Origin of the sequence: Pandoraea terrigena, from assembly GCF_902459705.1 — a bacterium.
Taxonomy (GTDB): Bacteria; Pseudomonadota; Gammaproteobacteria; order Burkholderiales; family Burkholderiaceae; genus Pandoraea; species Pandoraea terrigena.
This window is the reverse complement of the sequence record NZ_CABPRU010000003.1, coordinates 14,635-41,189: the sequence shown is the minus strand read 5'-3', so window position 1 is coordinate 41,189 and position 26,555 is coordinate 14,635. Positions and strand designations below refer to the sequence as shown.

At 59.2% G+C, this 26,555-nt stretch carries 22 protein-coding genes and 1 tRNA gene; 7 read left to right on the top strand and 16 right to left on the bottom strand.

Annotation, left to right across the window (positions count from 1 at the left end; all coding sequences use genetic code 11):
* Positions 1–53: 53 nt before the first annotated feature.
* The 8 genes from PTE31013_RS07790 to PTE31013_RS07755 all read right to left on the bottom strand — a co-directional run bounded on the left by PTE31013_RS07790 (position 54) and on the right by PTE31013_RS07755 (position 12,314).
* Complete coding sequence (locus tag PTE31013_RS07790) at positions 54–854, bottom strand: rolling circle replication-associated protein (protein ID WP_150612265.1); 801 nt, start codon at positions 852–854, stop codon at positions 54–56.
* A 1,718-nt stretch (positions 855–2,572) separates the two neighbouring features.
* Entirely contained in the window at positions 2,573–3,775 is a 1,203-nt protein-coding gene (locus PTE31013_RS07785) for a Fic family protein (RefSeq protein WP_150612264.1), read from the bottom strand.
* 807 nt (positions 3,776–4,582) lie between these two features.
* A complete protein-coding gene (locus PTE31013_RS07780) occupies positions 4,583–5,041 on the bottom strand; it encodes a hypothetical protein (protein WP_150612263.1) in 459 nt (152 codons plus the stop codon).
* Positions 5,034–5,714 (bottom strand): S1 family peptidase, encoded by a 681-nt coding sequence (locus PTE31013_RS07775; protein ID WP_150612262.1) that lies wholly within the window; start codon positions 5,712–5,714, stop codon positions 5,034–5,036. Before PTE31013_RS07775 ends, PTE31013_RS07780 begins: the two co-directional genes overlap by 8 nt.
* A 720-nt stretch (positions 5,715–6,434) precedes the next feature.
* On the bottom strand, positions 6,435–7,307 hold the full coding sequence (locus tag PTE31013_RS07770) for a DUF2971 domain-containing protein (RefSeq protein ID WP_150612261.1): 873 nt from the start codon (positions 7,305–7,307) through the stop codon (positions 6,435–6,437).
* A gap of 199 nt (positions 7,308–7,506) precedes the next feature.
* Entirely contained in the window at positions 7,507–9,900 is a 2,394-nt protein-coding gene (locus PTE31013_RS07765) for a DUF4238 domain-containing protein (protein WP_150612260.1), read from the bottom strand.
* Between the two features lie 30 nt (positions 9,901–9,930).
* On the bottom strand, positions 9,931–10,479 hold the full coding sequence (locus PTE31013_RS07760; protein ID WP_150612259.1) for a hypothetical protein: 549 nt from the start codon (positions 10,477–10,479) through the stop codon (positions 9,931–9,933).
* Positions 10,480–11,228: 749 nt separating this feature from the next.
* On the bottom strand, positions 11,229–12,314 hold the full coding sequence (locus tag PTE31013_RS07755; RefSeq protein WP_150612258.1) for a site-specific integrase: 1,086 nt from the start codon (positions 12,312–12,314) through the stop codon (positions 11,229–11,231).
* Between the two features lie 142 nt (positions 12,315–12,456).
* On the opposite strand from PTE31013_RS07755, the gene dusA reads away from it, so the two are divergent.
* Entirely contained in the window at positions 12,457–13,470 is a 1,014-nt protein-coding gene (gene dusA / locus PTE31013_RS07750; protein ID WP_150612257.1) for a tRNA dihydrouridine(20/20a) synthase DusA, read from the top strand.
* A 188-nt stretch (positions 13,471–13,658) separates the two neighbouring features.
* Positions 13,659–13,734 (top strand) — tRNA-His (locus PTE31013_RS07745).
* Positions 13,735–13,801: 67 nt separating this feature from the next.
* Here PTE31013_RS07745 and PTE31013_RS07740 read toward each other — a convergent pair.
* Together PTE31013_RS07740 and PTE31013_RS07735 are read right to left on the bottom strand one after the other, a co-directional pair.
* Positions 13,802–14,599: a site-specific integrase gene (locus PTE31013_RS07740; RefSeq protein WP_150612256.1), complete on the bottom strand. Its 798-nt coding sequence runs from the start codon at positions 14,597–14,599 to the stop codon at positions 13,802–13,804.
* Between the two features lie 112 nt (positions 14,600–14,711).
* Positions 14,712–15,020: a hypothetical protein gene (locus PTE31013_RS07735; protein ID WP_150612255.1), complete on the bottom strand. Its 309-nt coding sequence runs from the start codon at positions 15,018–15,020 to the stop codon at positions 14,712–14,714.
* 229 nt (positions 15,021–15,249) lie between these two features.
* On the opposite strand from PTE31013_RS07735, the gene PTE31013_RS07730 reads away from it, so the two are divergent.
* Together PTE31013_RS07730 and PTE31013_RS07725 are read left to right on the top strand one after the other, a co-directional pair.
* Positions 15,250–15,507 carry a type II toxin-antitoxin system ParD family antitoxin gene (locus PTE31013_RS07730; RefSeq protein ID WP_150612254.1) on the top strand — a complete coding sequence of 86 codons (258 nt, stop codon included), beginning with the start codon at positions 15,250–15,252 and terminating at the stop codon, positions 15,505–15,507.
* Positions 15,504–15,803, top strand: a complete 300-nt coding sequence (locus PTE31013_RS07725; protein ID WP_150612253.1) for a type II toxin-antitoxin system RelE/ParE family toxin — start codon at positions 15,504–15,506, stop codon at positions 15,801–15,803. The genes PTE31013_RS07730 and PTE31013_RS07725 overlap by 4 nt, the downstream gene beginning before the upstream one ends.
* Before the next feature lie 434 nt (positions 15,804–16,237).
* Here PTE31013_RS07725 and PTE31013_RS07720 read toward each other — a convergent pair whose 3' ends face one another.
* Complete coding sequence (locus tag PTE31013_RS07720; protein WP_246174046.1) at positions 16,238–17,404, bottom strand: GGDEF domain-containing protein; 1,167 nt, start codon at positions 17,402–17,404, stop codon at positions 16,238–16,240.
* 646 nt (positions 17,405–18,050) lie between these two features.
* Here PTE31013_RS07720 and PTE31013_RS07715 point away from each other — a divergent pair.
* Entirely contained in the window at positions 18,051–18,299 is a 249-nt protein-coding gene (locus tag PTE31013_RS07715) for a hypothetical protein (RefSeq protein WP_150612251.1), read from the top strand.
* Between the two features lie 22 nt (positions 18,300–18,321).
* Here the strand turns inward: PTE31013_RS07715 and PTE31013_RS07710 are convergent, their stop codons facing one another.
* The 4 genes from PTE31013_RS07710 to PTE31013_RS07695 form a co-directional block, all read right to left on the bottom strand.
* Positions 18,322–20,025 carry an MBL fold metallo-hydrolase gene (locus tag PTE31013_RS07710; RefSeq protein WP_150612250.1) on the bottom strand — a complete coding sequence of 568 codons (1,704 nt, stop codon included), beginning with the start codon at positions 20,023–20,025 and terminating at the stop codon, positions 18,322–18,324.
* A 167-nt stretch (positions 20,026–20,192) separates the two neighbouring features.
* Positions 20,193–21,218: an alpha/beta fold hydrolase gene (locus PTE31013_RS07705; protein ID WP_150612249.1), complete on the bottom strand. Its 1,026-nt coding sequence runs from the start codon at positions 21,216–21,218 to the stop codon at positions 20,193–20,195.
* A gap of 115 nt (positions 21,219–21,333) precedes the next feature.
* Positions 21,334–22,908 carry a flavin-containing monooxygenase gene (locus PTE31013_RS07700; RefSeq protein WP_246174044.1) on the bottom strand — a complete coding sequence of 525 codons (1,575 nt, stop codon included), beginning with the start codon at positions 22,906–22,908 and terminating at the stop codon, positions 21,334–21,336.
* Positions 22,905–23,828 carry an SDR family NAD(P)-dependent oxidoreductase gene (locus PTE31013_RS07695; RefSeq protein WP_150612248.1) on the bottom strand — a complete coding sequence of 308 codons (924 nt, stop codon included), beginning with the start codon at positions 23,826–23,828 and terminating at the stop codon, positions 22,905–22,907. Before PTE31013_RS07695 ends, PTE31013_RS07700 begins: the two co-directional genes overlap by 4 nt.
* Before the next feature lie 106 nt (positions 23,829–23,934).
* On the opposite strand from PTE31013_RS07695, the gene PTE31013_RS07690 reads away from it, so the two are divergent.
* Both PTE31013_RS07690 and purT read left to right on the top strand, forming a co-directional pair.
* Positions 23,935–24,639 (top strand): TetR/AcrR family transcriptional regulator, encoded by a 705-nt coding sequence (locus PTE31013_RS07690; protein ID WP_150612247.1) that lies wholly within the window; start codon positions 23,935–23,937, stop codon positions 24,637–24,639.
* 97 nt (positions 24,640–24,736) lie between these two features.
* On the top strand, positions 24,737–25,939 hold the full coding sequence (gene purT / locus PTE31013_RS07685; RefSeq protein ID WP_150612246.1) for a formate-dependent phosphoribosylglycinamide formyltransferase: 1,203 nt from the start codon (positions 24,737–24,739) through the stop codon (positions 25,937–25,939).
* Between the two features lie 148 nt (positions 25,940–26,087).
* Here the strand turns inward: purT and PTE31013_RS07680 are convergent, their stop codons facing one another.
* The gene (locus PTE31013_RS07680; protein WP_010807210.1) at positions 26,088–26,291 is read right to left on the bottom strand and encodes a cold-shock protein; all 204 of its coding nucleotides are present in this window, start codon (positions 26,289–26,291) and stop codon (positions 26,088–26,090) included.
* Positions 26,292–26,555: the final 264 nt, after the last annotated feature.

Sequence of the window (26,555 nt, the reverse complement as noted above, 5' to 3'; positions counted from 1 at the left end):
AGTTCATCTGGTTCAAGAAACATCGAGGTCAGATTTCTCATCGATGCACCTCCTTACGCTTTGCCGTCGGTGTCGCGTCGCTCTCGCGTCGCCAGCCAGAAATATCCCGCGTCCTCATTCCAGTAATACTGGTGGCCTTCGAGCGATACACCGGTGTCGGTGGCGGAGTTGTACGCGGCCACGATGGCATCGCCAGCCTCGTCGTGGAGAAAATGAACAACGGTCTCCGCTTCCGGAACCTTGATCCCCCGACTTGCCCAGTACCGCTTTTCATTGCGCTTGTGCTCATCGAAATTCTTGACGATGTATTTCCCGATGTAGGACGCGATCTTGTGACGAAGGCCAACCTCGCGATTTGGGTTGCGTACGTCGATGTTGCCGTTGCCCTCGCCGACAACGCGGAGCCACAGCGCCCGCAGGACGCGATAGTTCTGCCGCCCTTTCACAGCGATGTGCAGATGCCACGCGCCTCGCTTCTGCCGCTCAGGGACAGCGACGTATTGAAAGTTCTGGACTCGACCTAAGAGGCGTCGCAGCGAGTCGAAATCGCGCTTGATTTTCTCTTTGTCGAGCACGTTTTCCCGGTACGTAAGCGTGATCATGCGGTCAGCGCCAATCGCTTTGCAGCGCAGTCGAACTTGTTGCCTTGCGCGCTTCGCGGCACTCAGCATGCTCTTCTCCTCGTCCTTCGACTCGCCACGCTTTGCCCTGGGCATGAGATGAAGATCCTGAGCCTTCATGTACCGGTCAAAACGGATCGCAGAGGCTTCCACTTGACCGTCCTCAAATACGCGTCGGCGGACGATCCATTCACGGCGGAAGGGGGAGTAGTCCAATACGTTGGTGTCATTCATCGCAAACCTCTATCTCTCTGATCAGGGTGCCCTTGCATCGAGTGCTCGGGGGTAAGTGTTCTTGTCGTGCCTGATCTGGCCGGCGATTCCGATGACTTGTACGTTAAGTGTTATTGATACAAGTCTAAGGGCGCGCTTCGCGCGCCCGCCGTCCTCGCCCCTGCGGGCGGCGGGCGCTCGCAGCGCTTCCCAACTTTTTTCCGTAACCCTTCACGTTCAAGACAAGCGATATCGCTGCATCGAACGCAGAAAGGTTCGGCATGAAAGCCGGAATGCATAGGTATGAGGTTGTGGCGAGCGCACGAGGTGAGACCCGCTGCTCGGTCACGCGAGCCGCGCTGAGCAGCGCGATAACCGCCCGGACTCCGCAGGCACGCACACGCAACCCTCTCTCCGGGTACGGCGCTGACACTCCCGACGCTAGACGTCCTGAAAGACGACCTGTTAGCGGAAGTAAAAACGTCAATGCACGAACCAACGGTGAGGTTGGGTTACGACTGTGTTACCTGCCGGGTGAGATAGGAAATTTTTTGGATGATGGCCGCAGCACGACGAAGGTTACTGCCCGCATTAGGGATTGGCCGAGCTCTCGTAAAACTGCCCCAGCGTACGCATCTGAGCGCCGATGTAAATCCGGCATTTGCCGCCGGAAATAATATGGGCCAGTGCGAGCCCGTGTTTCCATGCACTGAATACAACAGTACAAACGTAGGCCGCGCATGTATACGCGGCGGGAATGTCTGGGTATTAAAGCAGCGCGCGAAATCAGCGTATATGGGGGAATTCCGATTGGCGCGGCAATGGGGAAGATGGTGGCTTGCATGGCGAATGGCGTGGCTTGAGATTGAAGCAGCGAGCCGCGTAGTGCGCAGCGCGATGCTATGAGAACAGCCGAAACATGCGGGGGGCCATGCCGGAGGCAGAGTTAGACGCTGAGGTTGAGGCTATGCCGCCGGAAGGCTGGTTTTCAGCCTATGGCATTCGCTGACAAGTTCCCCGGCCATTTCGCCGAGTTCTTCGAAGATCGCGAGTAGAAATCTGTGAGGGATTTCTTTGCCCGCGTCTGTGGTCGAGCACATCGCGAGGGCGAGGATGCGTTCTGAGAGGGTGTTGAGTCTATCCACGGAAGCGTGGACTAAGGGACCTGCGGGGAAATAGGAAGTCATGCGAGTGCCTCGTTCTAGTCAACTTGCGGGCCCCGCCACCCGCTGCATTGCGCAGGGGTGGGCGGGCACTGGACTAGGTTTGCGAACCGCTGATGACTCGGATTGGCGGCACACCCGAAGGTGTCCCAATCCAGGCCCGCCCATTGAGGCAGGAAACGCAATGGTACTCGCACACAAAAGCCGCAAGCGTCGCGGCTGTGTGCCCGAGAGATCATCATTCGGGTCGCAAAACCCGGTCGCGTTTGGGGCGCGACGGGGACAAGATTAGCGGCACGACAACATCGGCACCACGCGTTCCGAGTCCCATTCTAGGTGACTCTTTTCGATTCGGAACATTCCAATGTCCTAATCGGGACTCTTCTCGGTTGACGGGGGAGGTCTGAACAATGTGTTGCACGAAACGGAGCCTCCACTCATGTGTACGCGGCGATTGCTTCAACCGCATCTAAAGGCACTGTTTCGTATCCGCTCGGGAACGAAAGCCGTTAAAGCGGTGCAATTTCGGTATTTCGTTCCCGCACGGGAACGGAATCTATCGAATGACGGCGGTGTTTACTCGGAATCCACTTCGGGCCAAAGCTTCGGGAACAAGAATCTCAAGCTCTTTAGCGGCAAAGCGAAGGCAAGATCATCCCGATGTGAGTCAGAACGCAGAATCCCAAAATCCAAGAGGCTCCGGGTAATGCGCCTCGCAGTTGCATCGCTCTCTCCGAGAATCTGTGCGAATTCCGCCCGCGAAAGCGGTCGGGTACGAGCGATGAATTCGAGGGCTAGGGCCGACTTCTCAGGTCTGATAACCGATTTGTCGGAACCTATCTGCCAAGGGTTTGCGTCGAGGTAGTAGAGCAGGTCGCGTAGCCGCGCCGTGAATCCGCCGAACTCCATCATTTTCAACATGAAGTTGACCTGATCCAGACAGCAGTTGAGGAAGTAATTGATGAACTTGACTAGCTCTTCTTGCGACAGGTTGCCTCTTCCGTCCAGGTCGTTGCGTCGAGACATGTCCGCTGCGGCGAGGCGAGCGTAGTACTCGTCGTGGGTACGAGCGAATCCGCGTAATGGAGACCAAAGGCCGTCGGTCAATCCAGATGCGTGTAGCGTCAAATGAGAATGCAAGCGGCAGACGCGACCATTGCCGTCGATGAACGGGTGGATCCACGCGAGGCGATGATGTGAGCAAGCTGTCGCTATCAGTTGGTACTCAGAGGCCTTAATGCGGGAGTAGCGCTTCTCCCATTCCTCCATTAGCTGGGGTATGAGATCTACGGGGGGCGCCATGTGCTTGCCAACGGTGACATCCTTCTCTCTGAATTCGCCAGGTCGGATAAGGTCGCCTTCGTTCGTAAGTCGGAAATTTTCGGGCAGCGCTTCGAAGAACAGCCGGTGGATGGTGCGCACGCGCTCCGCGTTGAACATTTCGCTGGCGCATACATCTTTCCATTGCTTTTCCAACTGCTCCTCGGCGTGAATGTGCGCCGTGGCCATCAACTGCTTCTTGTGCTCCTCTGTGTCCAACGAGTAGTGCTGCTCAAGAGCCTGCTGAATCTTTGCCGGAGTGGTGTGTTGTCCCTCGATCTTGTTCGTGTAGTAGGAGTTCATGTTCCGAAGGAGCGGAACAAGGGCGTCAGCGACCGGGCCTTTCCCATCGGCCTGTAACTCGCGGGCTCTCTCGGACAGAGAGGCCGCCAGTTCGAGCGAACCGTCAAGCACTCGGTCTTCCGGGAAGAGGGGCTGGATCGAGACGACAGTAACCATGGGACCTTTCTTTGCGTTGGTTTTCCCCGCAAGAGCTTACCTATCCGCCCAGGTTTGTACAGTTTTCTGGAGGGATAAATGTAGGGTTCTTTGGAGGGTTAAAAATATTGTAACTATTTGTGGATTATAGCTTTTTTTATTTTCGTGTGTGGATGAATGTAGAGTTGTTCGTAGGGTTCTTTGAGCGGTTCTGCTGCTCCCCCGAGTCCACGAGGCCGTGCTAGCCCCCGAACGGTCACTCGTGCCACGTTCTTGGAGGTGTCGAATGCTCACATCTCTCACCCTTGACGACGAACTACTCGCGAAGGCTAAGGCGCTCGCAGGTGCCTCAATGCACGACGGCATTGATCAATGAGGCCCTCAGAGCATTGATTGAAAGGGAGGGACATCCGAGTGGCGAGGAGCCGATGGAGATAGCTTGGCGCAGATACCTAAGCGCCCGCCCGTCCGTAAAGCTCGAAATAAGATCTCGGCACTTTGGCGTTGCTCTCGGAGCGCGTGGTATGCCGAGGGCAGCTATTGCCACTACAGTGATCACTTGGCCTGAGAGGGCGTCGCTCCTCCCAATAGCGACCGGTTGAATCCACAGCCATGAGCGGACGGTCACGCAGCCCATCCGAACGACTGCTTCAGCCGGACCATCGGCATCCCGCCTGCGTCAAAATCACTACGAAGTGGTGGCGTGAGAGGATTTGGCCATGCTGTCCGATGACTATTGCTGTCGAGTAGCGAAGCTAGTGCGGGTTCGAGTCTCGATTGGCTTTCCACTGGCGGAAAATGAGAATCGGATATGTCGAGACTATGAACTCACTGTTTGATCGGCTGATTGATCTCGCACCACGCATTTCTGGTGATTTTCAATGCACTCATCAGTGCGACCGTTACAGCGCCTGCGATTACACCGACCGTGACGTGAAATTGCGCTGACACTGCTGTAGCGATGATTATCACAGCATGCTTAATTGTTGTGGCTCCATCCTTTCGCTCGTTGGCGTACTTCTTGGATTTTGTGCAGAGGAAGTCATATAACTCTGCCTTGATTGCACCCCAGATAGTTTGGCCATTTTCCTGAGCCCTCGTTCCTGTAAGGAAAACGAAACCGGCGTCAGTTTTCTCGCCAGTGAGGCCAAGACCAATCGCGTCAAAGTCTTTATCGCCAGCTTCGGCAGTCTCAAGCAGAGAGAGCACGGCAGATTGTTGATACCTAGGTACTAATTCATCAATGGTCTTCCGGAACGCATTGGCGTCGTACTGAAGGTCAAACATGGAGGCCCTCGGCAGTGAGCAACGCCAGCGCATGGCTGATGGCGGTAGCGTACGAAATCATACTTTCTGTTCCCAAAGCGTGATTGCCAATACGTATTGATGCGCCGTTGCCCGCCGGACTAAAGCGCCGACTGATGACGCCAATGATTCGGTTACTGGCGAGATCAAGCAGCGGGCCGCCGCTGTTGCCCGCCTCTGCCATTGAATCAAGAACGAGCTGTTTAGTGCCATTAGGGGCGAGCACTTTCGAACCCAGAATCGTACCTGACACCTTTAACGCATGCTGACCGTTGTGGGCGTGAGGGAACCCGAGGTAGCAAACGCTAGCCCCCACGGGCGCTAGGTCATCGGAGCCGAAAATGTTGGGCGGCACGGCCACTGCTACCGCGGTGGCAATCTTGAGCAAAGCGACATCGTTCGCAGCGTCAAACTGAGCAACGCTGACCGGTAAAAACGAGAAGTTATTCAACTGGCTTGAATTGAACTGATCGACCGGTGCGGGCGGAACGAAGCCTAACTTGTCCTTCAATGAAAATGTGTGAGCGGCGGTGAGTAAATATCCCTTATCGTGACAAATAAACGCAGTGCCGAGCAGTTCAATCGTCTTGTCGTCGATTTGACGGGCTAGCATCGCGCAGCCGCCACCGTGATTTTTTGCGATCATCCTGAACATATTTTTCTCTTTCTCGCCTTGTTCGAGTAGCGCGTGGGTATCGATATGAAGGGCCCATTTTAGGGCATTTGTTGCAGCATGGCGTCCTCAAAATTAGCGAATTAAACAAGCGTGCGTCTGGGTTTCTTGATTGTCGCCGCTGTTTGCCTCCCCCCGCATCGACCGGTTTAGTCCGCATTGCGGAGAGGTCATTCGATGGCGGCTCTGTAAGGACGGCAACGGGTCGCAAACCGTCCGTCGCGCCCGTCGGAAACCGGCCAAGAGGCGACGCTCGTCCGAAAATAGCGTATGGCTGAAGCTCGACGCGTTCCGGTCATTCGTTTCATTGGAGGTCGGAGCTGAGCATCAAAAAGGTGGAACGGTTCGTCGAAGCGGTGCATCGATGACTGTGTAACGCGCCGCCACGCACGCGGTCAACCTACGAGACAGTGAATGCGTTCGCCTCGTGCCTGAGTTCCCTTATGGCTTGTATCGCGGCGGCTTCGGGCAGGGCGCTCAGCACTTCACTAAACGTGAGAGCGAGCAGCACGGCGCACCTTGATGCCCGTTTACAGTGTGGCGCGTGTTGCCGAAGCGACTTGATCGCCAGCAAAGCGCCACGAATCGCTCCCCCGATCCGGAGCTTTTGTTTTCGATACTCGTCGTCATTACCGCTCACTGCACTAAGCTTCGGTGCGGCGTCCGTCACTCAGGAGTTGACGAAGACTGTTTGTTATGCGTTCACTTGTACGCGTCCAATAGATACTCGCAGTTGTCGAGCAAATTCGAGCGTGAGACTATGCCTTCGTTAATACCGCTCCAACGGCAAACAGCGCGGACACTCCGCTCAATTGTTATCCCCGCGAAGGGTGATACGACGACCGCCTCAATCATGGCTTGGACGTCCGCAGACACGCGCATTGGCTCCGGTTGCAGCAAGTCCAGACAGTTTGAAGGTCGCATTCGGGCGACATACATTCGAACTTCTTTCTCGTGCTCGTATGCGACGCGTTTGATCATGCCCATCAAATGGCCATCTTCGGTAACGCAGTCGCCGGGCTTCAGGTCTGGATTGGAGAAATCGACATACTTGACGGAGCCAACGTGGACAACGGGTTGATCATCGTCATTGCTCAATGCGTGTCGCATCGATCTAACGCTGGTTTTGACGGCTACGCCGTTTCTCGCATAGAGATTCCACATCCCTTCGGACTCGTGCTCGCCTTTAAACCAGCAGTTGACCATTGTGCAGGCAGAGATATTCTTCGCGAGGGCGCCCATCGTCGGAACGTGCGATTCTGCCTGAACTCGAAGCTTCTGGAGGTCCGCTTTGAGTCGATGTCTGATCTCTTGAGGCACTTTGCCGGAGAGTTCGCGCTCAAGTTTTTCGATTGCCTCAAGGTGTTGGTCTCGATACTTCCTAGAAATATCCGCCAACGCCTGAGTTGCCGCTTTGGGCATGTACCCTTCGAAAGGATCAGTTTCGCCATACGTAGACAACGGTGCGAAGTAAAGAGCGTGCGACTCCACGAGATCTATGAATTTGTCGAGCGACATATATCGCCACAACACGTCGGTATCCTTCAGGCTCTTTCCAACAACAACTTTTGCCATAGTTCCACTCTTGTTCTAAATCGCAGGGAGAACACTAAGGTTCTCATCGTGGGTTGCTGTCGTTCATGATCTCGCGAAGGCCTGGGCGGAGCAGATCGCACTGCTCGATGACGGTTGCATTCCTTTTCGGGCAGGCAGCTAGCTGAGCGCGATCTCTTGGCAGCCCTCTCGCCTGTGCAACATACCGGATCGCCGATCCTTAATCTGTCCAGCCGAAGCGAAACGCTAAAGGTACCGGATTGATACGCGTTGTTAGCCCGTAAGTGTGAACCAGACGGGTCGCGTTCGTAGTCATGAAGCCACCGGCCGGAGCCGAAGCTTCGAGATGTGCCAAAATGCTAGATGGAATATCGATCTGCGGTTGGGCACGGACAGCCTTCAGAGCGGCTTCTAGATGCGCAATTTCTTCGGGATCGTTCCTGGAAGCTGCTTTTATGAATATTCGGATGACTTCTTTCACGCTATCTGCGTTCGGAATAGTCTCTCCTTGTTTGTACGAACCGGGCAATCGAACAGCGATCTCTATCGATCGCGCGTCCGCCGGGAGGCGTTCTGCGAGGGCGTCCGCACTCTGTGGCTGCTTGTCGTTTGCCGCATGTAGTTTTTCCCAGATCGCGTCGAGATGACAGTAGGGGACAGAGCCTGTCATCGATGCGATGAACAGTCCAGAATCGATGCCAAAATTCTTGAGCAGCATCAGTTGGCCATTATCCGATCCCTTCGGCATTGGTTGAAGGAGAATCAATGGATCTTCTTCGATTTCCTGTTTCAGATGGGCGGCAACCTTTTCGGCGACCTCGTGAGCAAGATTAGGTGTGTTACTTTTCACGAACGCAAGGAGGTCGTCCGCGTGAGCGCGGAGCACCCATCGCTTATGATCGTCTTTAGCCAATGCTTCTGTATAGCGTTTGTCGCGATCACTCAGTGCCACGCCTCGCATCTGGTCCTTTTCCAACTCAAGAATCTCAGCGCGGTAGAACTCGTCGACGTCCATCGGGTCCGGGATGAGGTGGAGTCTTCCGGACCGTATAAAGCCCTCTAGCTCAAGGAGCATCAGCACATTCCTTAGTGTCTGATCTCTATAAAGCGTCGGGGACTTTGTCGGACTGCTTTCTGGTCGTAGCCCAGCCGCATTGGGGAATGGATGTGGCACGACTAGCTCATCAAAATATTCGAGCAAAGGCGTGATCAGCAACGGAAGCGAGCGGACATCTATAGGTCCCAGAAGAACTGCCCGAGAGACATTCGCCTTCGGGCGCGGAAGCAACTCGCACAACAACGTGTCCGTCGGCCACAAGAACTCATAAAACTCGTGAATACGAGCCACGTGCTCGTCGTTGAGTTCGCGACGGACGTCGTTCCAGTCATTTCCCTTGTTGAGACCCAGAATGTCCGAAACCGCATTGCATAGAGCGATGTTACGCTCACGTATCCCGCAGCTTGTCCAGGTCGGCCGCTCTTGCGCGGGTAACGGTTGGCAGCAGTCCGCGTATCGCTGTGCGCTCCCGCAAGGGCAGCGATCGTCTGCGGTCGGTTCGCTTTCCGGCTGTGTCTTCGCAAGATATTCGTGAGCCTTCGACGTTCGACCAAAAGCGTCTTGAAAGTGGTAGGTCCCGTCGCTGAATTTCATGACCATCTCGCCACCAAACCTCCAAAGGTCGTCCCGAGGCAACAGGATCTGCTCTATTTCGCGCCAGCTTAGCGAGTTGGATTGCTCGGGATATAGCCAATCAACCTGCGCCGCAGCAACGTATTTTCTGGCGCGCGACTTAAGGATGTGGTTGATCGCGATAACCTCGGCGGACGACATATCGCGGGTACGGATGAAGGCGTCCGTCCGGACATAACTGTGACCTCGGTAGCGAGCATGCGTGCGCTTCGCGAGAACATCTACGGATGATGGAGACTTCGCGTACTCGGTGTGGGTAAGGATCAAGCAGTGTTCGCCATCGAGCGGGTAGATAGTCTGCGAGCCGACCAACTCGATACCGGGGTCATTGGGATAGTTACAAGTGCTGTGATTAGGTGAGAACTCGCGGTGATAAATCGTGACCGGATGGTCCGAGACGATGAATTTCACATGTGAGTTCTTTGCAGAGACAATTTCGCGAACGCCTTCGGTCCAGATTGTGCAATGCATGGCGCGCACGCGTTGCATCTCGACCATCAACGCAGTTTGCCCGATCTGACCGTAGCGGCCGAGAAGGAAATCAAGCCCCTTTGGGGTTCTCAGCTTCTGTGTGTCGAGAAAATCGAACAGAGCCGTAAAATAATCATGTATCCGTTTTGACTTGTTTTCGATCAGCGCACGAACGGCCTCTGCCCCGCTTTTGTCGACCGGCCCGAAGAGAAGCCGCTCAACCTCGTCGTTAAGAACGTCTCCGAAGCGGGTCGTGTAGAGATCAAGTTCTACGAACGCGTATTTCGGTGAGCACTCGCTGAGCGGTGAGCTGGGTATGATCTTCCCGCTCGGTAAAATCGTGTCCTGTGGCGCGAGATCGAGGACGTGCAGCCGTGACTGCGGCGCTTTGAGAAATCCTCGTTGATACCATTGCGGGACGTAGTGATTCTTGCGCGATATTTGTTCGTTCATGTCTACGCCTGAAGCCGAGGGCGACTCACCTTATTGACGCAATGTTGCTAATTGGTTTTCGAGATCGGTAACAGTTATCCGCATCGACTCTTGTATCTGCATGATCACATTGAAGAAGTCGTCGAACGCTGCCGCATCCATTTGACTATGGGTATCGAGTGCCATCTCGACTTTGATGCGGAACTGGCGGAAGGTCGCAGCAACGATTAGCGCGAGCGTGACCAGCTCGGCAGGAAGCAGGTGAATCTCGATCTTGTTGAGTGCCCGTTCAAGCGCCAGAACCTCGGGCATGTCGAAGGGAAGTCGATCTAATGCCGCCTTAGATATGGCCGCCCGAGACAAGAACTTGCTCCCTACGTGCCTCTGCACGTTTGACGCGGCCTTTGCGATTTCTATGAGTGTCGTTGCGCTTCGCAGATGATCTGCGCGACGTTGCTGTTCGATGCCAAACAGGGTTTGCGATTGCGCTTTACGGGCTTGCCATGTGGCAATGCCAACCGAAATGAGGATCGCGAGAATGGAGCCAACAGCTTGCACCCACGCAGGAATATCACTTGGTTGTGGTGGACATTGAGGCATGAATTCCTCGTTCTGATCTGCTGCCGAAGTCTAGCATCCCCTTTCACCCGCTTCCGACGAGACATTGCGTTTGTTGGTGAGCCTACGATTCGCTTTCGCTCGATCACGCTTTCGAATTGCCGTGCAATCGTTGCCGGGCCTATAGTCCGTCTGTTCGCTGTCCAATTTTTCAGCTTCCCGGATGAAATGTAGCTATTGTCCGCGGCACTTCGAGTGAATTTTATAGCATAAATTCGTGCGCTGGCGCGGCTCAAATTAAGGGCGAATTGTCGAGCCTTCATCCACTACGTCCCGCGCGTAATTGACACTATGGAACACCCGGTTGACCCTGCATTCCTCAATACGACAGTCGAGGCATTAAGCGGTTTCTATTCGAGAGTAGCGGGGATCAGCTCTACTAGGCTGTATAGCTAATCGGCAGAAGGCGTTTATCGCTCTACCAATCTACGACTGTTTCCGCAGTAGTTACGGACAGAGTCAAAGCTTAGGTGAGCGACTGTCCAGGGGTGGAAACTGCCGTTCCAGAGCCGTTTTCTCGACCCTAGTCCCCGCCGCCACTCCTACTATCCCGCCAAATCCCCCACTATAAAAATCAACGACTTACCCTCTTCGCGTAATGCCCCAAAATAGTAAACGCCCCACCCGCAATCCCTTGCCAGATAAGCCTCCCAGCCACGGCTAGCCAAGGTTAATAGCCTATCGAGTCAGATGTCGGCGCTGTGCGTAGTCATGCTCCGGTGCCTACCGATTCAAGTGCCCGCCGCCGGGGCTAGTCTCGCAAGCCATGGCCAGTCGGCGAATCGATTGCCCGTCTGCCGGATATGCGTGTACCTCTTTAGGCTTGTCCAGCTCCGGTGGCCGGTTACGGCTGCCACGCGAGGTATCGACAGACCTTGCTCGAACAGCCAACTAGTGCCTTCATGGCGCAGGTCGTGAAATCGGAAGTCCTCAATTCGGAGAAACCGGCATGCGCGCGTGAACGCAGCGCCGACGGCATCGGTGGTCTGGGGGAAAATTCGGTCTTCCCCTTCGCGCCGTGGTATCGCCGACAGAATGCGCATGGCTTCTGGGGGTAGGTCGCACCAAACGTCATTGCCGCTTTTCTGGCCCGGGTGTTTCATGTCCCGAACCAATATCCGCGATCCCTCCTTGTCCAAGTTCGACCACTTGATCGTAATGATCTCCTCTTGGCGCCGAGTCGAGAAGATCGCGAACGGGACTATGTACTGCATCGGTGCGCTATTCGGATGCCGTTTGCGGATACCAACGAAATGCTCAAGTAGCAGATCCAGCTCAGCAAAGCTTGCGCGTCTTTCTCTCTTGGCCGACTTGGCCGTATGACCGAGATGGGATAGGACTCGTCGCGCATCCTTCAAAGCTTGCTCAGACAATGGATAACCCCACGCTGGGCGCGCGACGTTCACGACTGCCCCCATGTGGGACATATAGTTGCTCGCGGTTTGTGGGAGGACGCCGAGGCTTTTGGCAAACTCAACGTAGTCGGTGCTTCCCAGCTCGCTGCAACGCTTTTCGCCGATGGGCGCTCGTGCGACGGCATTCAAGACTTGAGCCTTCGTCCGCCCGATTTCCCTAATCGATTCGCGAACATACTTTTCAATCACTTCGCTGAAAAGCGGGTCGGCTTGAGCGGCGGCTTCCATTGCCCCCGGACGCGCCAGTTCCTTCTCCCTCTTGACGATCCACGCCGCTGCAGCCTGCCTGCGGTCAAACGTCTTCGCCTCGGTGTAGGCCGCCCGTCCGCCGCGCTTCAGGCGGATCTGTGCCGTATACCCTATACTTTTGTCCTTTCGTTCCCGTACTGAGATTGTTCCCATAGGTTTTCGTCGGTGCTACACGGCTTTTTTCGGTGCTACACCGTAGCACTTGGGTGCTAAAACGAGCCTAAATGGCGTCTAAAATTGGGAAAACGGGCACTACGCTTTTTGCTGTAATCGACTGTTTTGTAAGAGATTTTCAATGAATTTACCCCCCCGCCGCGTCAGCGTCGCGCCGATGATGGATTGGACGGATTCGCATTGCCGGGTCTTTCATCGTCAGTTGTCGCGTCACACGTGGCTCTATACCGAGATGGTCACGACGGGTGCGCTGTTGCATGGCGACGTTGCGCGCCATCTCGATTTCGATGCGCTCGAGCATCCCGTCGCGCTGCAATTGGGCGGCAGCGAGCCGCAGGATCTCGCACGAGCCGCGAAGCTCGGCGAGCAGTGGGGGTATGACGAGATAAACCTGAACTGTGGATGTCCGTCGGAGCGCGTGCAGCGTGGGGCGTTCGGTGCGTGTCTGATGGCGGAGCCGTCACTCGTTGCCGATTGCGTCAAGGCGATGCGCGATGTGGTGCAGGTGCCGGTAACGGTCAAGCATCGCATCGGGATCGACGACGTCGAATCGTTCTCGTTCGTCGAGGACTTTGTCGGCAGCATTTCGCAAGCGGGGTGCACGACATTTATCGTTCATGCGCGCAATGCCATTCTCAAGGGGCTGAGCCCGAAAGAGAATCGCGAGATTCCGCCGCTCAAGTACGACTATGCGTATCGCCTGAAGCAAAGCTTCCCGCAGCTCGAGATCCTGATCAACGGCGGCGTGAAGACGCTCGATGAGGTCGAACTGCATTTGCAGCACGTCGATGGCGTGATGCTGGGCCGCGAGGCGTATCACAATCCCTATGTGCTGGCGGAGGTCGATGCGCGGTTCTATGGCGACACTGCCGCAGTGAAGTCACGCGAGGCAGTAGAAGATGCACTGATCGAATACGCCGCGGCGCAGGTGGAGAGGGGGCAATATCTTGGCGCGATCACGCGTCATGCGCTGGGTCTGTATCGCGGTGTGCCGGGGGCGCGAGGATGGCGTCGGGTGCTGTCGGATCCGAAACGTCTCAAGGCGGGGATCGGCGCGTTCGAAGCGGCGCGCGAGCAATTGCGTGCCGGAGCGATCTCGGCCAGCGACGACGTGGAATCGCTCGCGATCGCGTGACGTCCGGCATCGAAATGCGATGACGCGTTGCGAGCGCTCGCCGCGTGAGATGACGATCTCGCGCATCGATCGTGCATGCCAGCGAAGAAGTATTTCGATCGAGTGAAAAAAGTGCTTGGCAGCGCGATAAAAACGTCGCTATAATCTTTCTTCTGTTCAGCAAGCAAGTCATGTTGCTGATCACGGCGGTGGCCGTAGCTCAGTTGGTAGAGTCCTGGATTGTGATTCCAGTCGTCGTGGGTTCGAGTCCCATCGGTCACCCCAAAATCCCTTGTTTTTCCCGGTAGTAACCACTTCGTTTGTCAACGAAATCCCCGATTTGTCAATTTGCTCACTTCGTCGGTGACGCTTTTCTCACGCGTCTGCGATCATAGTGCCGCATCGTCGTGCCCGGGTCTGCGTGTGCCGCAAAGTCGAACACGTCTGCCTCTCGGCGCTCGAGCTTTTCCGTGATCGCGACTGGTCGGCCGTCGTTAAGCGTGAAATATGCTGGGTGACCGGTTATCAGATACGCGGCTCGCTTCTCAAGGTCATTCCATACCGCGCGCGTCACGTTGTCGAACGACGCTATCCACGCGAACTGCGCATCCTGCCATACGCTTCCCCATCCGCTGCGTGTGTACACCTGTCCCTTGCGATTGCCGAAGAGAGCCATGCCCGGAACGCGACGTCCTTGCTGTGCGCGTTTAACCACCACCTTCAAACGCCGCGACCAGGCTCGCAGCTTCATTACCCGTTCATCCCCTCGTTTGCGCTTAGCGCTCTCGACCATCACGCCGTCGTCTCGTATGCCTGAGCGATGGAACGGCCGGACCTCGGCGGCGCGAAATCCAGTTAGGTACGCGAACATGGCCGCACATCCCATCGTCTTGAAGGGAAGGTCCTGCCTGACCGCCCACAGGTAAAACCGTGTGACTTGACTTCCTGTGACGTCGCGCCTCACGACGTCAGTTTCATTCAGCATAAGTCCAACGAACGGATTCACGTCGATCAAACCCCAACGAACTGCGTAATTGCAGATCGTCTGCATCGCGGCTATGTCCTTGTTGGCACTCGCAGGCGCACCAGCGGCGGCACGCGCGTCCAAGTACTGATATCCGTGCACCATCTTGAGAGCCTTCGGCGACATGCGTCCGAAGAACTTCGTGAGGTTGGAGTACCGTGGCCGCGTAGCAAAATGCGAGGGTGAATCTAGAGATAGCGGATAACGGCCCACCACATCGGACGGGCCGCAACATCAGTTACCGCACCAATCGTGGTTTCTCGCCCCGCTTCGCCGCGTGAAGAATGACATGAGGCCCCATCAACCTATCGGTCGCCACCATCGCTTCTGCGAACGTCTCAAAGTAAATCGCGTGCTCAGGGTCGGACACATGCGCTCGCCTGATTTCTCCTGCTGACTCGTCCCACGCGTAACCAAGGTACTTCTTGTATTCATGGAACCAGACAACATGCCCTTCACGCGTCAACGACTTGGGGAGGTTGAGCCCGCTATTGCCTTGGCCGTCGCCTCCTGCGTCTTTTCCGTTGCTGTCGTTTGAATCACTCATCCGACGCCTCCTTAGAAGTAGGTGAATTTAGCCGTGTTAGTGGCTGAATTCATCATCGCAGGAGTGCTGTGCCCCGAGTTTCAGTAACTTCCGAATCTCATGAGTACTCGATCGGGACTCGACAAACAATTCCCGTTCCCGACACCGGGTCGGGCATGCAATTTGATAACTATTATCAAGAATGATAAGATCACACACATTCCAGCCAAGCCCCCTAACGGAGGAAACCATGATTAGCGCTGAACTCGGGCGACAGCTTGAGAGCTACATTGCCGAGCTTGTGGCGACGGGCCGTTACGGCTCGAAGAGTGAGGTTTTGCGCGAAGGCGTGCGACTTATTCAGGATCGTGAGACCCAGCTTGCTGCGCTCGATGCCGTCGTTGAGAAGGGCATTGCCGACGCGGAAGCAGGTCGGGGCCAATCTGCCGCCGACGTGTTCGACCGTCTCGAAAAGAAGTATCAGGCAATGGTGAACGACAAGGCATGATCGTTCACTTACTGCCCGAAGCCATCGTCGACCTCGAAGCCATTGGTGACTACATCGCGCGGGACAATCCGCGCCGTGCCGTGACGTTCATTCAGGAACTGAGAGACAAGTGCTTGAGTCTTGCTGAGATGCCGCTAGCGTTCCCCGTGGTACCGCGTTATGAGCGTTACGGTATCCGCCATCGCGTCTATGGCAACTATCAAATCTTCTATCGTGTGGTCGAGTCGGACGACCGAATTGACGTCGTCCATATCCTCCACAGTGCTCGCAACTACGCCGCAATTCTGTTCCCGTGAGCCGATGCCGGTGGGGCACGGAGGGGGGAGGATCGCGCTGCTAATCACCCACCCAACCGCCCCTAATACCGGCTCGTAAACTCCTCGGAGAGCCCCAAATTATCGTGCTGAATTTTTGCGCAGACTATTTGGGGGTATCTTTGGTACGCACTGGCAAATACGGCTTCAAGCATTGCCCCCCCCTGTCGATTTTTTGTCAACAGACGGCCGGAAAGCCTTGTCGCACCGTTGCCTGTCCATCTATGGGAATTGACAATCTGGACACCCCAACAGCTTGAAAAACAAAGGGAAATTGCTATTTGATAACCGGATTGTGATTCCAGTCGTCGTGGGGTCGAGTCCCATCGGTCACCCCAAATTCCCGTGTAGTTCAAAGCGTTTCGCGCGTCATTTCTTTCCCGATTCGGGACATCTCCACAAGTCGTAGCGCAGTATCAGCCATTCGCGGTCTTGCCGCCGAAGCGCACGCCATTCGCTTGCGCCAACGGCTCCAGAGGCAGCGGCTCGATCGCGGGCGCGACCACGACACAGTTCCTGCCCTTGGCCTTTGCGGCATAGAGCGCAGCGTCGGCTCTCGCCATCACGGAGGCCAAGGTGTCCCCATCGCGAAACGCATCCACGCCCGCGCTCAGGGTCGACACCACATCCCTGCCCGGGACGCACGAGCCCGAGGTGGCAACGATGTCACGCAACCGGTTGATGAGGCGTCCCGCATTCTCCTTGGTTTCAGCCGGCAGCAACAACGCAAACTCTTCGCCGCCAATCCGCCCGACGATGTCGGTGGCACGCACCGCCTGAGCGATCAGCGACGCCACATGAGCAAGCGCAAGATCTCCCGCCGCGTGCCCATAGCGGTCATTGATGCTCTTGAAGTTGTCGATGTCCAGAATCGCGATCGAAAACGTTGACTTCCTGTCGACACATTCCCTGACGAGAGCCTCTGCGCGCGCGATGAACGCCCGCCGGGCGAGCAGGCCCGTCAGGTCGTCAAACGTTGCCAGGCGCTCCATGCGGTCGGCCAGCCGGTCGTGCGCCAGCAGCACCATACCGACCGACAGACACGGCAACGTCAGTGTCGCCATGCCGAGGAACACGACGTTCAACGGCGTCGGTTGCAGAAAGGTTGCCTCATGCGCCAGGCCCACTCCATACGCAACGGAACGAATGGCGTGCACAAAGGCACCGAGCATTGCCGCGATCGCCACAAAGTAATACGCGTATTTGGGGCGGGCCCGTGGTCGGTATTTCAGCACCGCCGCGCCGATACTGAAGCGGACGTACGCAATGCAGCCCGAGATCATGGTGCTGCGCGCGTCGACGCGAGGCGACAGGAATGTCCAGTAAATCAACATGACCAGGATCGCGCCGAGAGCGACATACTCCCAGGCATACGACGATCGGGTGTTGAGGAATTGCCGGAAGCCGTGCAAGCCGATGAGCGAGGCGATGACCAGCATGCTGCTCGACACCGCGACGGCGACATCCGATGTTCCGGTCAGGAGCAGTGCAGCCACGACGGCCAGCAGCGCACTCGCCACGCACCACAGGCGCACCCCCGGGACGCCTGTCCCGAATAGCGAGCCCAGAACGGCTACGCTCATGACGCAAGACAGGATCGCAATGCTGATAAAGACTGCCGAGATGGGCATGGCTGCGTGACTTAGTGTGATGTTTCGCCTACTGCCGCAGCTCTCTGACAATACGACCCCGTTTCCTCGGTCGACATCCCCATGTCGTGTCGTTTTGCCAGCGTCTCGGCTTGTTTTGCCGTCAGCATAGCCGAATTCGATGAAAGAACCACGATCTCATTGAACCATGAGCGACGCCTGACGAGGTTGACGCGGGTCACCTTGGCCGAAGACATGGCTATTGGATATCGGGCAATTGACAATGCCTGACGTGTGCAGCGCGTGCATTTTGCCTATGAAACCCGCCGGCGTTCGCGATACGGCGCCGCACCAACGGAAAGTTTGATCTATGTCTAATCCAGTGCACGGCGCATACGACCGGCGCAAACTCGTCCGTCCATAATGAGTCGGTCATGTTCGCATGACCCTGTCTTCCCGGGCGTGTCATGGTGCCCCATGCGTCCCGGTTTTGAAACCCACCTCGCTCAGGTGGGTTTTTTTTTGTCGGTTCACCGCATCCGTCTCTCGTTTGGGGTGACGTTTCCATGTCGCCGATCGAACGCGAAGGTGCTACGCTTTTTAGCAGGGCAGGGCGTTTTCAAGACAACCGGAGTCCGTCATGAACTATGTATCGCACGAGCAGGTGTACGAATATCGCGCGGGCTATCAGATTCGCGTGCGCGCCTTCCAGAACGAGTATGCAGGACCGTGGGACTACCTGGTCCAGGTCATCCGGCACGGCAAGCCGGAGGGGCCGGAGGTGCGGTCTCCCGACGGGCATCGCGACAATCGCCTTGACGCCGAGATGGCCGGCCTCAAGGCCGGCGAGCGCATCGTCGACGAGTTGCTTGGCGACGCCTACGACTGACGTCCACCGCCGTCGCCACGTGTCACGACGCCGCATCCGTGCCGGCACGCCGCCACCGGGCGTCTGCCGACACTGCGGCGAGGCCATCCTCCGCCAGTTTTTCCAGATGCGCCTGCAGGGAGCGTCGCGCCACGGCGTGGCGTGCCATGGGCACGTCGGCGTAGACCACCGGGATGAGCGTCTCGAGGGTTGCCGGCCCGAACTGCGCAAGCGCCTCGAGCGTGCGCGATTCGCGCGCCAGCCGATGCGCAATGACCCGTGCAATTCGCTGCGCTGGCCGATCCATCACGAAGCCGTGCCCCGGGGCGAGCCACTCGGGCGCGAGCGCCGCGAGCTTCTCCAGCGATGCCAGATAGGTCGCCATATGCCCATCAGGCGGGCTGATGACGACGGTCGAGCCTTGCATGACGTGGTCGCCGGTGAAGACCAGCCTCGCGTCGTCGAGTCCGTAGCACAGATGATTGGCCGCATGCCCCGGCGTATGAACGGCCCGCAACAGCCGGCCGTCCGGTAACGTCACCGCCTCGCCATCCTTAAGCGTCACGTCGGGGACGAACGTTGCGTCCTGCCCCTCGTCGTGACGCGCGCGCATGCCGTATGTCGTTGCGCCCGTCGTCGCCTTCAGTCGTCGCGCCGCCGGCGAATGATCGCGGTGCGTGTGCGTGACGAAGATCTGCCGGATGGCGCCGGGGGCGGCGCGCAGAATCGCATCGACGTGTGCTGGATCGTCCGGGCCAGGATCGATGACGGCCCACGCATTGTCGGGGCCGCCACCGACGAGATAGGTGTTCGTGCCGGGGCCGGTCATCATGCCGGGATTCGGGGCGGTGAGACGCAACACGCCGGGCATCAGTGTCACGCTACGGCCAGGCACGATGTCGTAGCTGCCGGTGCCGTGTTCATGGGGATCGGTCAGCGTCAGTTCCGCCCATGCCGGCTCGTCCGGCGTGACGGGCCAGCGGCCGCGTTTGCCATTGGCCAGCCGCGGCTGAATACGCGGTACCGCCGCCAGCGCCCGGGCCGCCGCGAAGGCGGCATCGGCCGTCCCGAGTTCGTCCAGCCATTGCAACAGCTTGCGCGTGGGGGGCAACAGCCGAAGTTGATCCGCATGCTTGAGCGCGTATTCAGGGCGCATCCAGCGGTGTGCCGCCGTCTCGACCTGATCGACTTCCACCTGCTGGCCCGCGGGCAACATCGCCAGGAAGAACCGCGTATCAAAGCGCTTCGGCAGCCCAAGGGGCGTGACCCAGTGGCTTAGATAGTGCAGACGTTGCGGTGTGAGCCTGACGTCGAACGATCGGCACAATGACGCGAGATCGATGCGTCCCTCATGCAGCGCATCGCGTTGCGCGCGCATGGCGACGAGGCGATGCGCGTCGATCGGCATGCCCGAGACATCGTCGGCAAACAACACACCCGTTTCCTCGAAGCACTCGCGTATCGCGGCCACGTAGTAGTCGAGGCCGCGCTGCGGGAGGGACAGGCGCTGGCTGGCGGCCGCGTCGTCGAGTTCGTGACAGGCGGCGTGGCCCAATGCGTCGGCCGCGTCGGCCGCATCGACGACACCGCCGGGGAAGACGTAAGCGCCCGAGCTAGCGTCGTTGGCCCGCACGGCGCGTCGCAGGAGCAAGACTTCCATGACGCTTGCCCGTACGCGCAGCGTGACGAGACTGGCGGCCATGCGCAAGCTGGACGGCGCGCGGGGCACTTCAGGACGATCGGACATGTGACGTGCGCGTACCGGCTGCGCGAAATCGGAAAGTCCCTAGTTTGCCATTGGACGGACGCCGCCGCACCCAGGCTGCCCCCGATGTGCTGCGGCCACGATGGGGCGGGGCGATGGCGGTGCGTGCTTTGGGGGGCGCTCAGGCGGGAGCGCCCAGGCCGCGTTGTTCAGCCAGCGTCGTTCGCTGAGTCGGTGGACACGGTCATGTGGGGCTGGGCGGCGCCGCATTGCCGAGCTTGCGGCGTAGGCATGCGTGCGATGACGTCTCGCAGCCATTGCAGGGTCGCGTCCGGTTGCGTGACGGGCAGCATGTGCCCGCCGTCGACGAGCGTCAGGCGCACGCGCTCGCTGAGCGCCGGCATTGTCTCGCCATGCACCCGGCAATCGAGGATGCGGTCGTTGCGTCCGTAGAGCATGTCGACGGACACGGTCAACGCGGCATAACGTGCGGCGAGGCCCGGCATGTCGCGCTCGGCGGCGAGCACGTCGGCGCAGCCCGCTTCGAAGTTGCCGGGGCGATAACCCAGCACGCCGCCGCCGCGGATGAGGAAGTCCTTCGGGGCGTCTTCCGGGCCGAAGACATGGGCGAGCGTCGTGCGGCCCGTCATCATGCCGATGGGCACGGCGAGCGTACGCGCGATCCAGCGACGCCACGCGGCGTTGCGAATCGCAAGCGACCGAAAGGGGGCCGGCAAGTCGGACACCGGCTGCGTCAGCGGGGCGATCAACGCGAGCGCGCCTACGCGCTGCGGATGGTCGAGCGCCAGCGCGAGCGATATTGCACCGCCCAGCGAATGCCCGACGACCAGCGGACGGTCGAGCGCGAGCGCGTCGATCAGGCGGGCGATTGCGTTGGCCTGCGACGTAAGTCCGCCGTCGCGCTGCGCGTCGCGCGTCGAATAGCCGGACCCCGGGCGGTCGATCAGCACGATGCGGTGCGTTTGGGCCAACGTCGCCAGCGGCAGATAGGCGAAGTTGCGCAACTGGCCGCAAAGGCCATGGACGAACACGATGGCCGGGCCTCGCCCGAAATCGACGTAATGCAGACGCTCGCCATCGATGTCGAGACATTGGCCGTCCGGGGGCACGGCCGCCTCGGCGCGGCGTGTGATGCGGCGTGTGAAGCGCCTCAGCACGAACACCACGGCGGCAATCGCGATGACGAGGCAAGCCAGCAAGTAGGCGATGAGCATGGTGTCGAGTCGATCCGCGGGCAAGTTCAGTGAGACCGCATCGTAGCAACGTACGGTACTGTGTGGCGATGGGGCGACGCGCTGCTTGGCTTGCGACGTCGTCGAATGACACGGTCTACGGCGCCGCGGCGACCACGGCACTCGCCGCGTCAGCCTCGTGCGTCGCGGCGCCCGGCGTGTCCGATCGCGTGGCGCGACGCTCGAAACGCATGGCGCCGTCGTCGACGCTGCCCCAGCGCATCAGGCGCAGATCCCGCAGGTAACTCTGATAGAACACCCACGGCTTGCGCCGCCCTTGCTTCGGCAACACGCCGGCGGCGCGTTGCAGGTAGCCCGACGTCAGGCCGATGGCCGGCAACTCACCCAGCTCGCCCTCGCGCAGGCGCGGCACGCAGGTGTCGACATCGTGTGCGTTCATATGGTTGATGAGGCGGCAGACGTATTGTGCAATCAACTCGGCCTTGAGCGTCCACGACGCGTTGGTGTAACCGAAGATCGACGCGAGATTGGGCACGTCGCTGTACATCATGCCCTTGTAGGCGACCGTGTCGCCGAGGTCCACCGGTTTGCCGTCGACCCGCAGACGCGCGCCGCCCATCAACTGCACGCGCAGGCCGGTGGCGGTCACGACGATATCGGCGTCGAGCGTCTTGCCGCTCTTGAGCGTGAGGCCACCCGGCGTGAACGACGTGATCTCGTCGGTCACGATAGCCGCGCGTCCGCCACGCAGCGCCTTGAAGATATCGCCGTTCGGTGCGAGACAAAGCCGTTGATCCCAGGGGGAATAGCGTGGCGTGAGATCGCGTGCGACATCGGCGTTGCCTTGGGCCTGCCGGGCCGCGCGTCGAATCAGTACGCGCCGAATGGCCTGCGGCCAGCGCCGTGCCGCCTGGTAGAAGCCGAGCGCAATCAGCACGTTCTTCATGCGGATGACGCGGTGCGCAGCGCCGGCTGGCAGGCATGCGCGCAGCCGTTCGGCAACGCCGTCGCGTTGTGGCATCGAGAGGATATAACTCGGCGAGCGCTGCAGCATCGTGACGTGCGCCGCACTCGCGGCCAGGCTCGGCAGCAGTGTCACCGCCGTAGCGCCACTGCCGATGACGACGACGCGCTTGTCGCGATAGTCGAGGCCGGCCGGCCAATGCTGCGGGTGGACGACCGTGCCGGTGAAGGCGTGCATGCCCGGCCAGGTCGGCGCGTGTCCGGCGTCATAGGCGTAGTACCCGCTGCACATGAAGAGGAAGCGACAAGTGAGCGATTGCGTATCGCGATGGCCGTCGGCGTGCGTGCGTTCGATATCCAGCGTCCAGCGGGCAATGCTCGACTCCCAGCGGGCTTCGCGCACCTTGTGGCCGTAGCGGATCACCGTGTCCAGACCCTCCGCGTGGGCGGTGTCCTTGAGGTAGTCGAGGATCTTGCCGCCCTCGGCGATGGCCTGGTCGCTAGCCCAAGGGCGAAAGCTGAAGCCGAGCGTAAACATGTCCGAGTCGGAGCGCACGCCGGGGTAGCGGAAGAGATCCCATGTGCCGCCCAGCGACTCACGCGCCTCGAGCATCGCAAAGCGTGTGCCCGGGCAGCGCTCGCGCAGGTAATGTGCGGCGGCAATGCCGGAGATCCCCGCGCCGACGACGATGACGTCGAGATCGGTGACGGCGCTGGCGAGATCGGTGGCTGTCGTGTTGGCCTTCATGGCAAGGGTCTCCGGCCGTCGGTCATTGGGGCGTCGGGGGCGTGTGCCGCCGCATGATGTTTGTTCGACGACGCACTGCGCGACATGGCCGTGCGCCGGTAGAACCAGACGACCAGCCCCTGATAGCGTGCGCCGAGCAGGCGGGCCAGCCTGTCGACGCGGCGCGCGTCGGGGCCCACGAGCACGCGGCGCGCGTTGTGCTCGACGCCCGCGAGGATCTGCCGCGCGGCGGCATCCGCACTCGTCACGTCGATGAGCTTGTTGGCGCGCTGCCGGTGCGTCTGCGCGTCCACGCCGGTGAGCGCGGCAATGCTGTCGTCGATGCGCGAGGCCTGCACGATCTGGGTTGCCACGCCGCCCGGATGCACGCACGTGCACGACACCGGCGAGCGCGCCAGATCGAGTTCCATGCGCAACGCCTCGGTGAAGCCACGCACGGCAAACTTGCTGGCGTTGTAGGCGGATTGCGTTGGCATCGCGATGAGGCCGAACAGGCTCGACGTATTGACGATGTGACCGTCGCCGGACGCGGTGAGGTAGGGCAGGAAGGCCTGCGTGCCGTGCACGACACCCCAGAAGTTGATATCCATCAGCCACGTGAAGTCTTCTTGGCGTGCGGTCGCGACCGGCACCGACAATGAGACCCCGGCATTGTTGAAGACGAGATTGACCTTGCCGTGCGCGGCGGCCGTCTCGCGCGCCCAGTCGAAGACGGCGTCGCGCTCGGCCACGTCGAGCCGTTTCGATGTGACGCGCACGCCAAGCGCGCGGCAGGCGATGGCCGTATGCGTCACGCGGGTCTCGTCGATATCGGACAACGCGAGATGCGCCCCTCGACGCGCGAGCTCGAGCGCCAGTGAACGTCCCATGCCGGAACCCGCGCCAGTGATGGCCGCCACCTTGTCCGTGAACGTCTTCATCGTGCTGTCTCCCATTGGCGTCACGTCGATAGGCCGGTTGGCTACGGGAATCGCGTTGCCTATAATTTGGTGATTTGTGTCACCACTTTAGTTTTCCGTCTGGGTGATGTCAAATAGCGAAATGGAACAAGGACTCGAATCGAGGGACGCCGCATCGCTGGCATCGGCATCGGCCGGCGCGGACGCGGCTCCGCCCAGCGCCGCGCCCGGGCGGCGCTATGGCGGCGTGGGGCAGGCCCAGCGAGAACAGGCACGCCGCGCTGCGCTCATCGACGCGGCCACGGAAGTCTTCGGTACGGTGGGTTTTCGCCGTGCCACGGTGCGCTCGGTCTGTCGTCTGGCCAAGCTCAACGACCGATACTTCTATGCGGCGTTCGAGAACCTGGAGCATCTGTTACGCGCCACGTATGCGCATCATGCGCAGGCGCTGCTCGACCAGTTGCACACGGCCATTGCCGAGAGCGCGCCGACCCTCGACGCCCGACTCGACGCCGGACTGCATGCGTTCTTTGCGTTCTTGCGCCATCCGGCTGCGGCGCGTGTCCTGCTGCTCGAAGTGATGGGCGTGAGCCCGGAGACGGACCTGGCTTATCAGCGCTATATCTTCGAGTTCTCGAAGCTGATCCTGGGCATGGCCGATGCACCGCTTCCGCTCAGTGAGGATGCGCAGGCCCAGACGAGGATTGTCGGCCTGGCGCTCGTGGGCGCGATGACCAATGCCGGCACGGCCTGGGTACTCACGGGCTACCAGGACAGCGAGGCATGCATGGTCGCAAGCTGCCGTCGTGTGCTGCACGGCGCGCTGGTTTGATGTCGCGTTGTCTATCATGCTCGCTACAATACGGCTTTCGCGTATGACGCCAAGGCGCGTCGGCGCCCCGAAATTCCTCACTCTCGAAAGGTCGCAAATGACCACTATCGGAACACCGCTGTCGCCGAGCGCGACGAAGGTCATGTTGTTGGGCGCCGGCGAACTGGGCCGTGAAGTGCTGATCGCATTGCAGCGTCTTGGCGTTGAGACGATTGCCGTCGATCGCTATGAGAACGCGCCCGGCCAGCAGGTCGCGCATCACGCGCGCACCATTGCGATGACCGATCCGGAACAGCTCAAGGCGTTGATCGAAGCCGAGAAGCCGGATCTCGTCGTGCCGGAAATCGAGGCCATCGCCACGCCGATGCTTGAAGCGCTGGAAGCCGATGGCGTGGTTCGCGTCATCCCCACGGCGCGTGCCGCGCGTCTGACGATGGACCGCGAAGGTATTCGCCGTCTGGCTGCCGAGACGCTGGGTTTGCCTACGAGTCCTTACCAATTCTGCGATTCGCTTGAGCAGCTACAAGCGGCTATCGATGACGGGATTGGGTACCCATGCATCGTCAAGCCGGTGATGAGCAGTTCAGGCAAGGGGCAGAGCAAGATCGACGGTCCCGATGATGTGAAGGCCGCGTGGGACTACGCCATGGCCGGTGGCCGCGTGAGTCACGGTCGCATCATCGTCGAAGGCTTCATCGATTTCGATTACGAGATCACGCTGTTGACCGTGCGGGCGCGTGGCGCCGACGCTCAGGTGGAAACGCACTTCTGCGCACCGATCGGCCACAAGCAGGTGAGCGGCGATTATGTCGAGAGCTGGCAGCCGCATCCGATGTCGCCGGTGGCGCTCGAACGTGCGCGTCGGGTGGCGCGCGAGGTGACAAACAACCTCGGCGGGCAGGGCATCTTCGGTGTCGAACTGTTCGTGAAGGGCGACGACGTGTGGTTCAGCGAAGTCAGTCCGCGTCCGCACGATACGGGCATGGTCACGATGATTACCCAATGGCAGAACGAGTTCGAGCTGCATGCACGGGCGATTCTCGGCCTGCCGGTCAACACCGCGTTGAAGACGCCGGGCGCGAGCGCGGTCATCTATGGCGGCGTGGATGCGAAGGGCATTGTGTTCGATGACGTCGACCAGGCGCTGCAGGTGCCGCAAACGGATATTCGCTTGTTCGGCAAGCCGGAGAGCTTCGAGAAGCGCCGTATGGGCGTGGCACTCGCGTACGACGACGATCTGGAGGTTGCCCGTCGCCACGCACGCGAAGCGGCGAGCCGCGTGAAGCCGCGCGCGGTATGATCGCGCGCCGCTGACGCGCAAGGCGAGCCAAGCCGGCGACCCAAACGAAAAAACCCCGCGAGAGCGGGGTTTTCAGTTCGGGCGGGCTTGGCAGCCCGGCCCGAGGCGCGTCGATCGCGTGAGCGATCAGCAGCGAATCATCCGTCGCTTACAGCGGCTGGATGTTGCTGGCTTGACGGCCCTTCGGTCCCATCTTCACTTCGAAGCTGACCTTCTGGTTTTCTTGCAACGACTTGAAGCCCTTCGACTGGATTTCCGAGAAGTGAGCGAAGAGATCTTCACCACCTTCGTCCGGCGTAATAAAACCAAAACCCTTGGCGTCGTTGAACCACTTGACGGTACCAGTTGCCATTTCTTAAATCCTTAAAGTTTTCAAATGAGCGAGCCAGAAGCTCAGCGAGCGCATGACATTAAAGCTGATCAGGTACAACCGAGGTGACGCTAGGGCGACATTAGATGAACACAAGACTCGCCATACAACGTTCATGCACCCGTTTTTTTACGGGAAAGGTGGGAAGGTGTCAAGCGGGGAAACTTTAGGATTGTTGATCTACGCCAGTTTTCGATGATCGTTCGCTGCGTTGCGGCATTTATGCGTCAATACCGGACGACCGGT

What these genes read in the sequence shown, in the direction of transcription:
- PTE31013_RS07790 (WP_150612265.1), bottom strand. Translation starts at nt 854, where the DNA reads ATGAATGACACCAACGTATTGGACTACTCCCCCTTCCGCCGTGAATGG.
- PTE31013_RS07785 (WP_150612264.1), bottom strand. Translation starts at nt 3,775, where the DNA reads ATGGTTACTGTCGTCTCGATCCAGCCCCTCTTCCCGGAAGACCGAGTG.
- PTE31013_RS07780 (WP_150612263.1), bottom strand. Translation starts at nt 5,041, where the DNA reads ATGTTTGACCTTCAGTACGACGCCAATGCGTTCCGGAAGACCATTGAT.
- PTE31013_RS07775 (WP_150612262.1), bottom strand. Translation starts at nt 5,714, where the DNA reads ATGTTCAGGATGATCGCAAAAAATCACGGTGGCGGCTGCGCGATGCTA.
- PTE31013_RS07770 (WP_150612261.1), bottom strand. Translation starts at nt 7,307, where the DNA reads ATGGCAAAAGTTGTTGTTGGAAAGAGCCTGAAGGATACCGACGTGTTG.
- PTE31013_RS07765 (WP_150612260.1), bottom strand. Translation starts at nt 9,900, where the DNA reads ATGAACGAACAAATATCGCGCAAGAATCACTACGTCCCGCAATGGTAT.
- PTE31013_RS07760 (WP_150612259.1), bottom strand. Translation starts at nt 10,479, where the DNA reads ATGCCTCAATGTCCACCACAACCAAGTGATATTCCTGCGTGGGTGCAA.
- PTE31013_RS07755 (WP_150612258.1), bottom strand. Translation starts at nt 12,314, where the DNA reads ATGGGAACAATCTCAGTACGGGAACGAAAGGACAAAAGTATAGGGTAT.
- dusA (WP_150612257.1), top strand. Translation starts at nt 12,457, where the DNA reads ATGAATTTACCCCCCCGCCGCGTCAGCGTCGCGCCGATGATGGATTGG.
- PTE31013_RS07740 (WP_150612256.1), bottom strand. Translation starts at nt 14,599, where the DNA reads ATGTCGCCGAAGGCTCTCAAGATGGTGCACGGATATCAGTACTTGGAC.
- PTE31013_RS07735 (WP_150612255.1), bottom strand. Translation starts at nt 15,020, where the DNA reads ATGAGTGATTCAAACGACAGCAACGGAAAAGACGCAGGAGGCGACGGC.
- PTE31013_RS07730 (WP_150612254.1), top strand. Translation starts at nt 15,250, where the DNA reads ATGATTAGCGCTGAACTCGGGCGACAGCTTGAGAGCTACATTGCCGAG.
- PTE31013_RS07725 (WP_150612253.1), top strand. Translation starts at nt 15,504, where the DNA reads ATGATCGTTCACTTACTGCCCGAAGCCATCGTCGACCTCGAAGCCATT.
- PTE31013_RS07720 (WP_246174046.1), bottom strand. Translation starts at nt 17,404, where the DNA reads ATGAGCGTAGCCGTTCTGGGCTCGCTATTCGGGACAGGCGTCCCGGGG.
- PTE31013_RS07715 (WP_150612251.1), top strand. Translation starts at nt 18,051, where the DNA reads ATGAACTATGTATCGCACGAGCAGGTGTACGAATATCGCGCGGGCTAT.
- PTE31013_RS07710 (WP_150612250.1), bottom strand. Translation starts at nt 20,025, where the DNA reads ATGTCCGATCGTCCTGAAGTGCCCCGCGCGCCGTCCAGCTTGCGCATG.
- PTE31013_RS07705 (WP_150612249.1), bottom strand. Translation starts at nt 21,218, where the DNA reads ATGCTCATCGCCTACTTGCTGGCTTGCCTCGTCATCGCGATTGCCGCC.
- PTE31013_RS07700 (WP_246174044.1), bottom strand. Translation starts at nt 22,908, where the DNA reads ATGAAGGCCAACACGACAGCCACCGATCTCGCCAGCGCCGTCACCGAT.
- PTE31013_RS07695 (WP_150612248.1), bottom strand. Translation starts at nt 23,828, where the DNA reads ATGAAGACGTTCACGGACAAGGTGGCGGCCATCACTGGCGCGGGTTCC.
- PTE31013_RS07690 (WP_150612247.1), top strand. Translation starts at nt 23,935, where the DNA reads ATGTCAAATAGCGAAATGGAACAAGGACTCGAATCGAGGGACGCCGCA.
- purT (WP_150612246.1), top strand. Translation starts at nt 24,737, where the DNA reads ATGACCACTATCGGAACACCGCTGTCGCCGAGCGCGACGAAGGTCATG.
- PTE31013_RS07680 (WP_010807210.1), bottom strand. Translation starts at nt 26,291, where the DNA reads ATGGCAACTGGTACCGTCAAGTGGTTCAACGACGCCAAGGGTTTTGGT.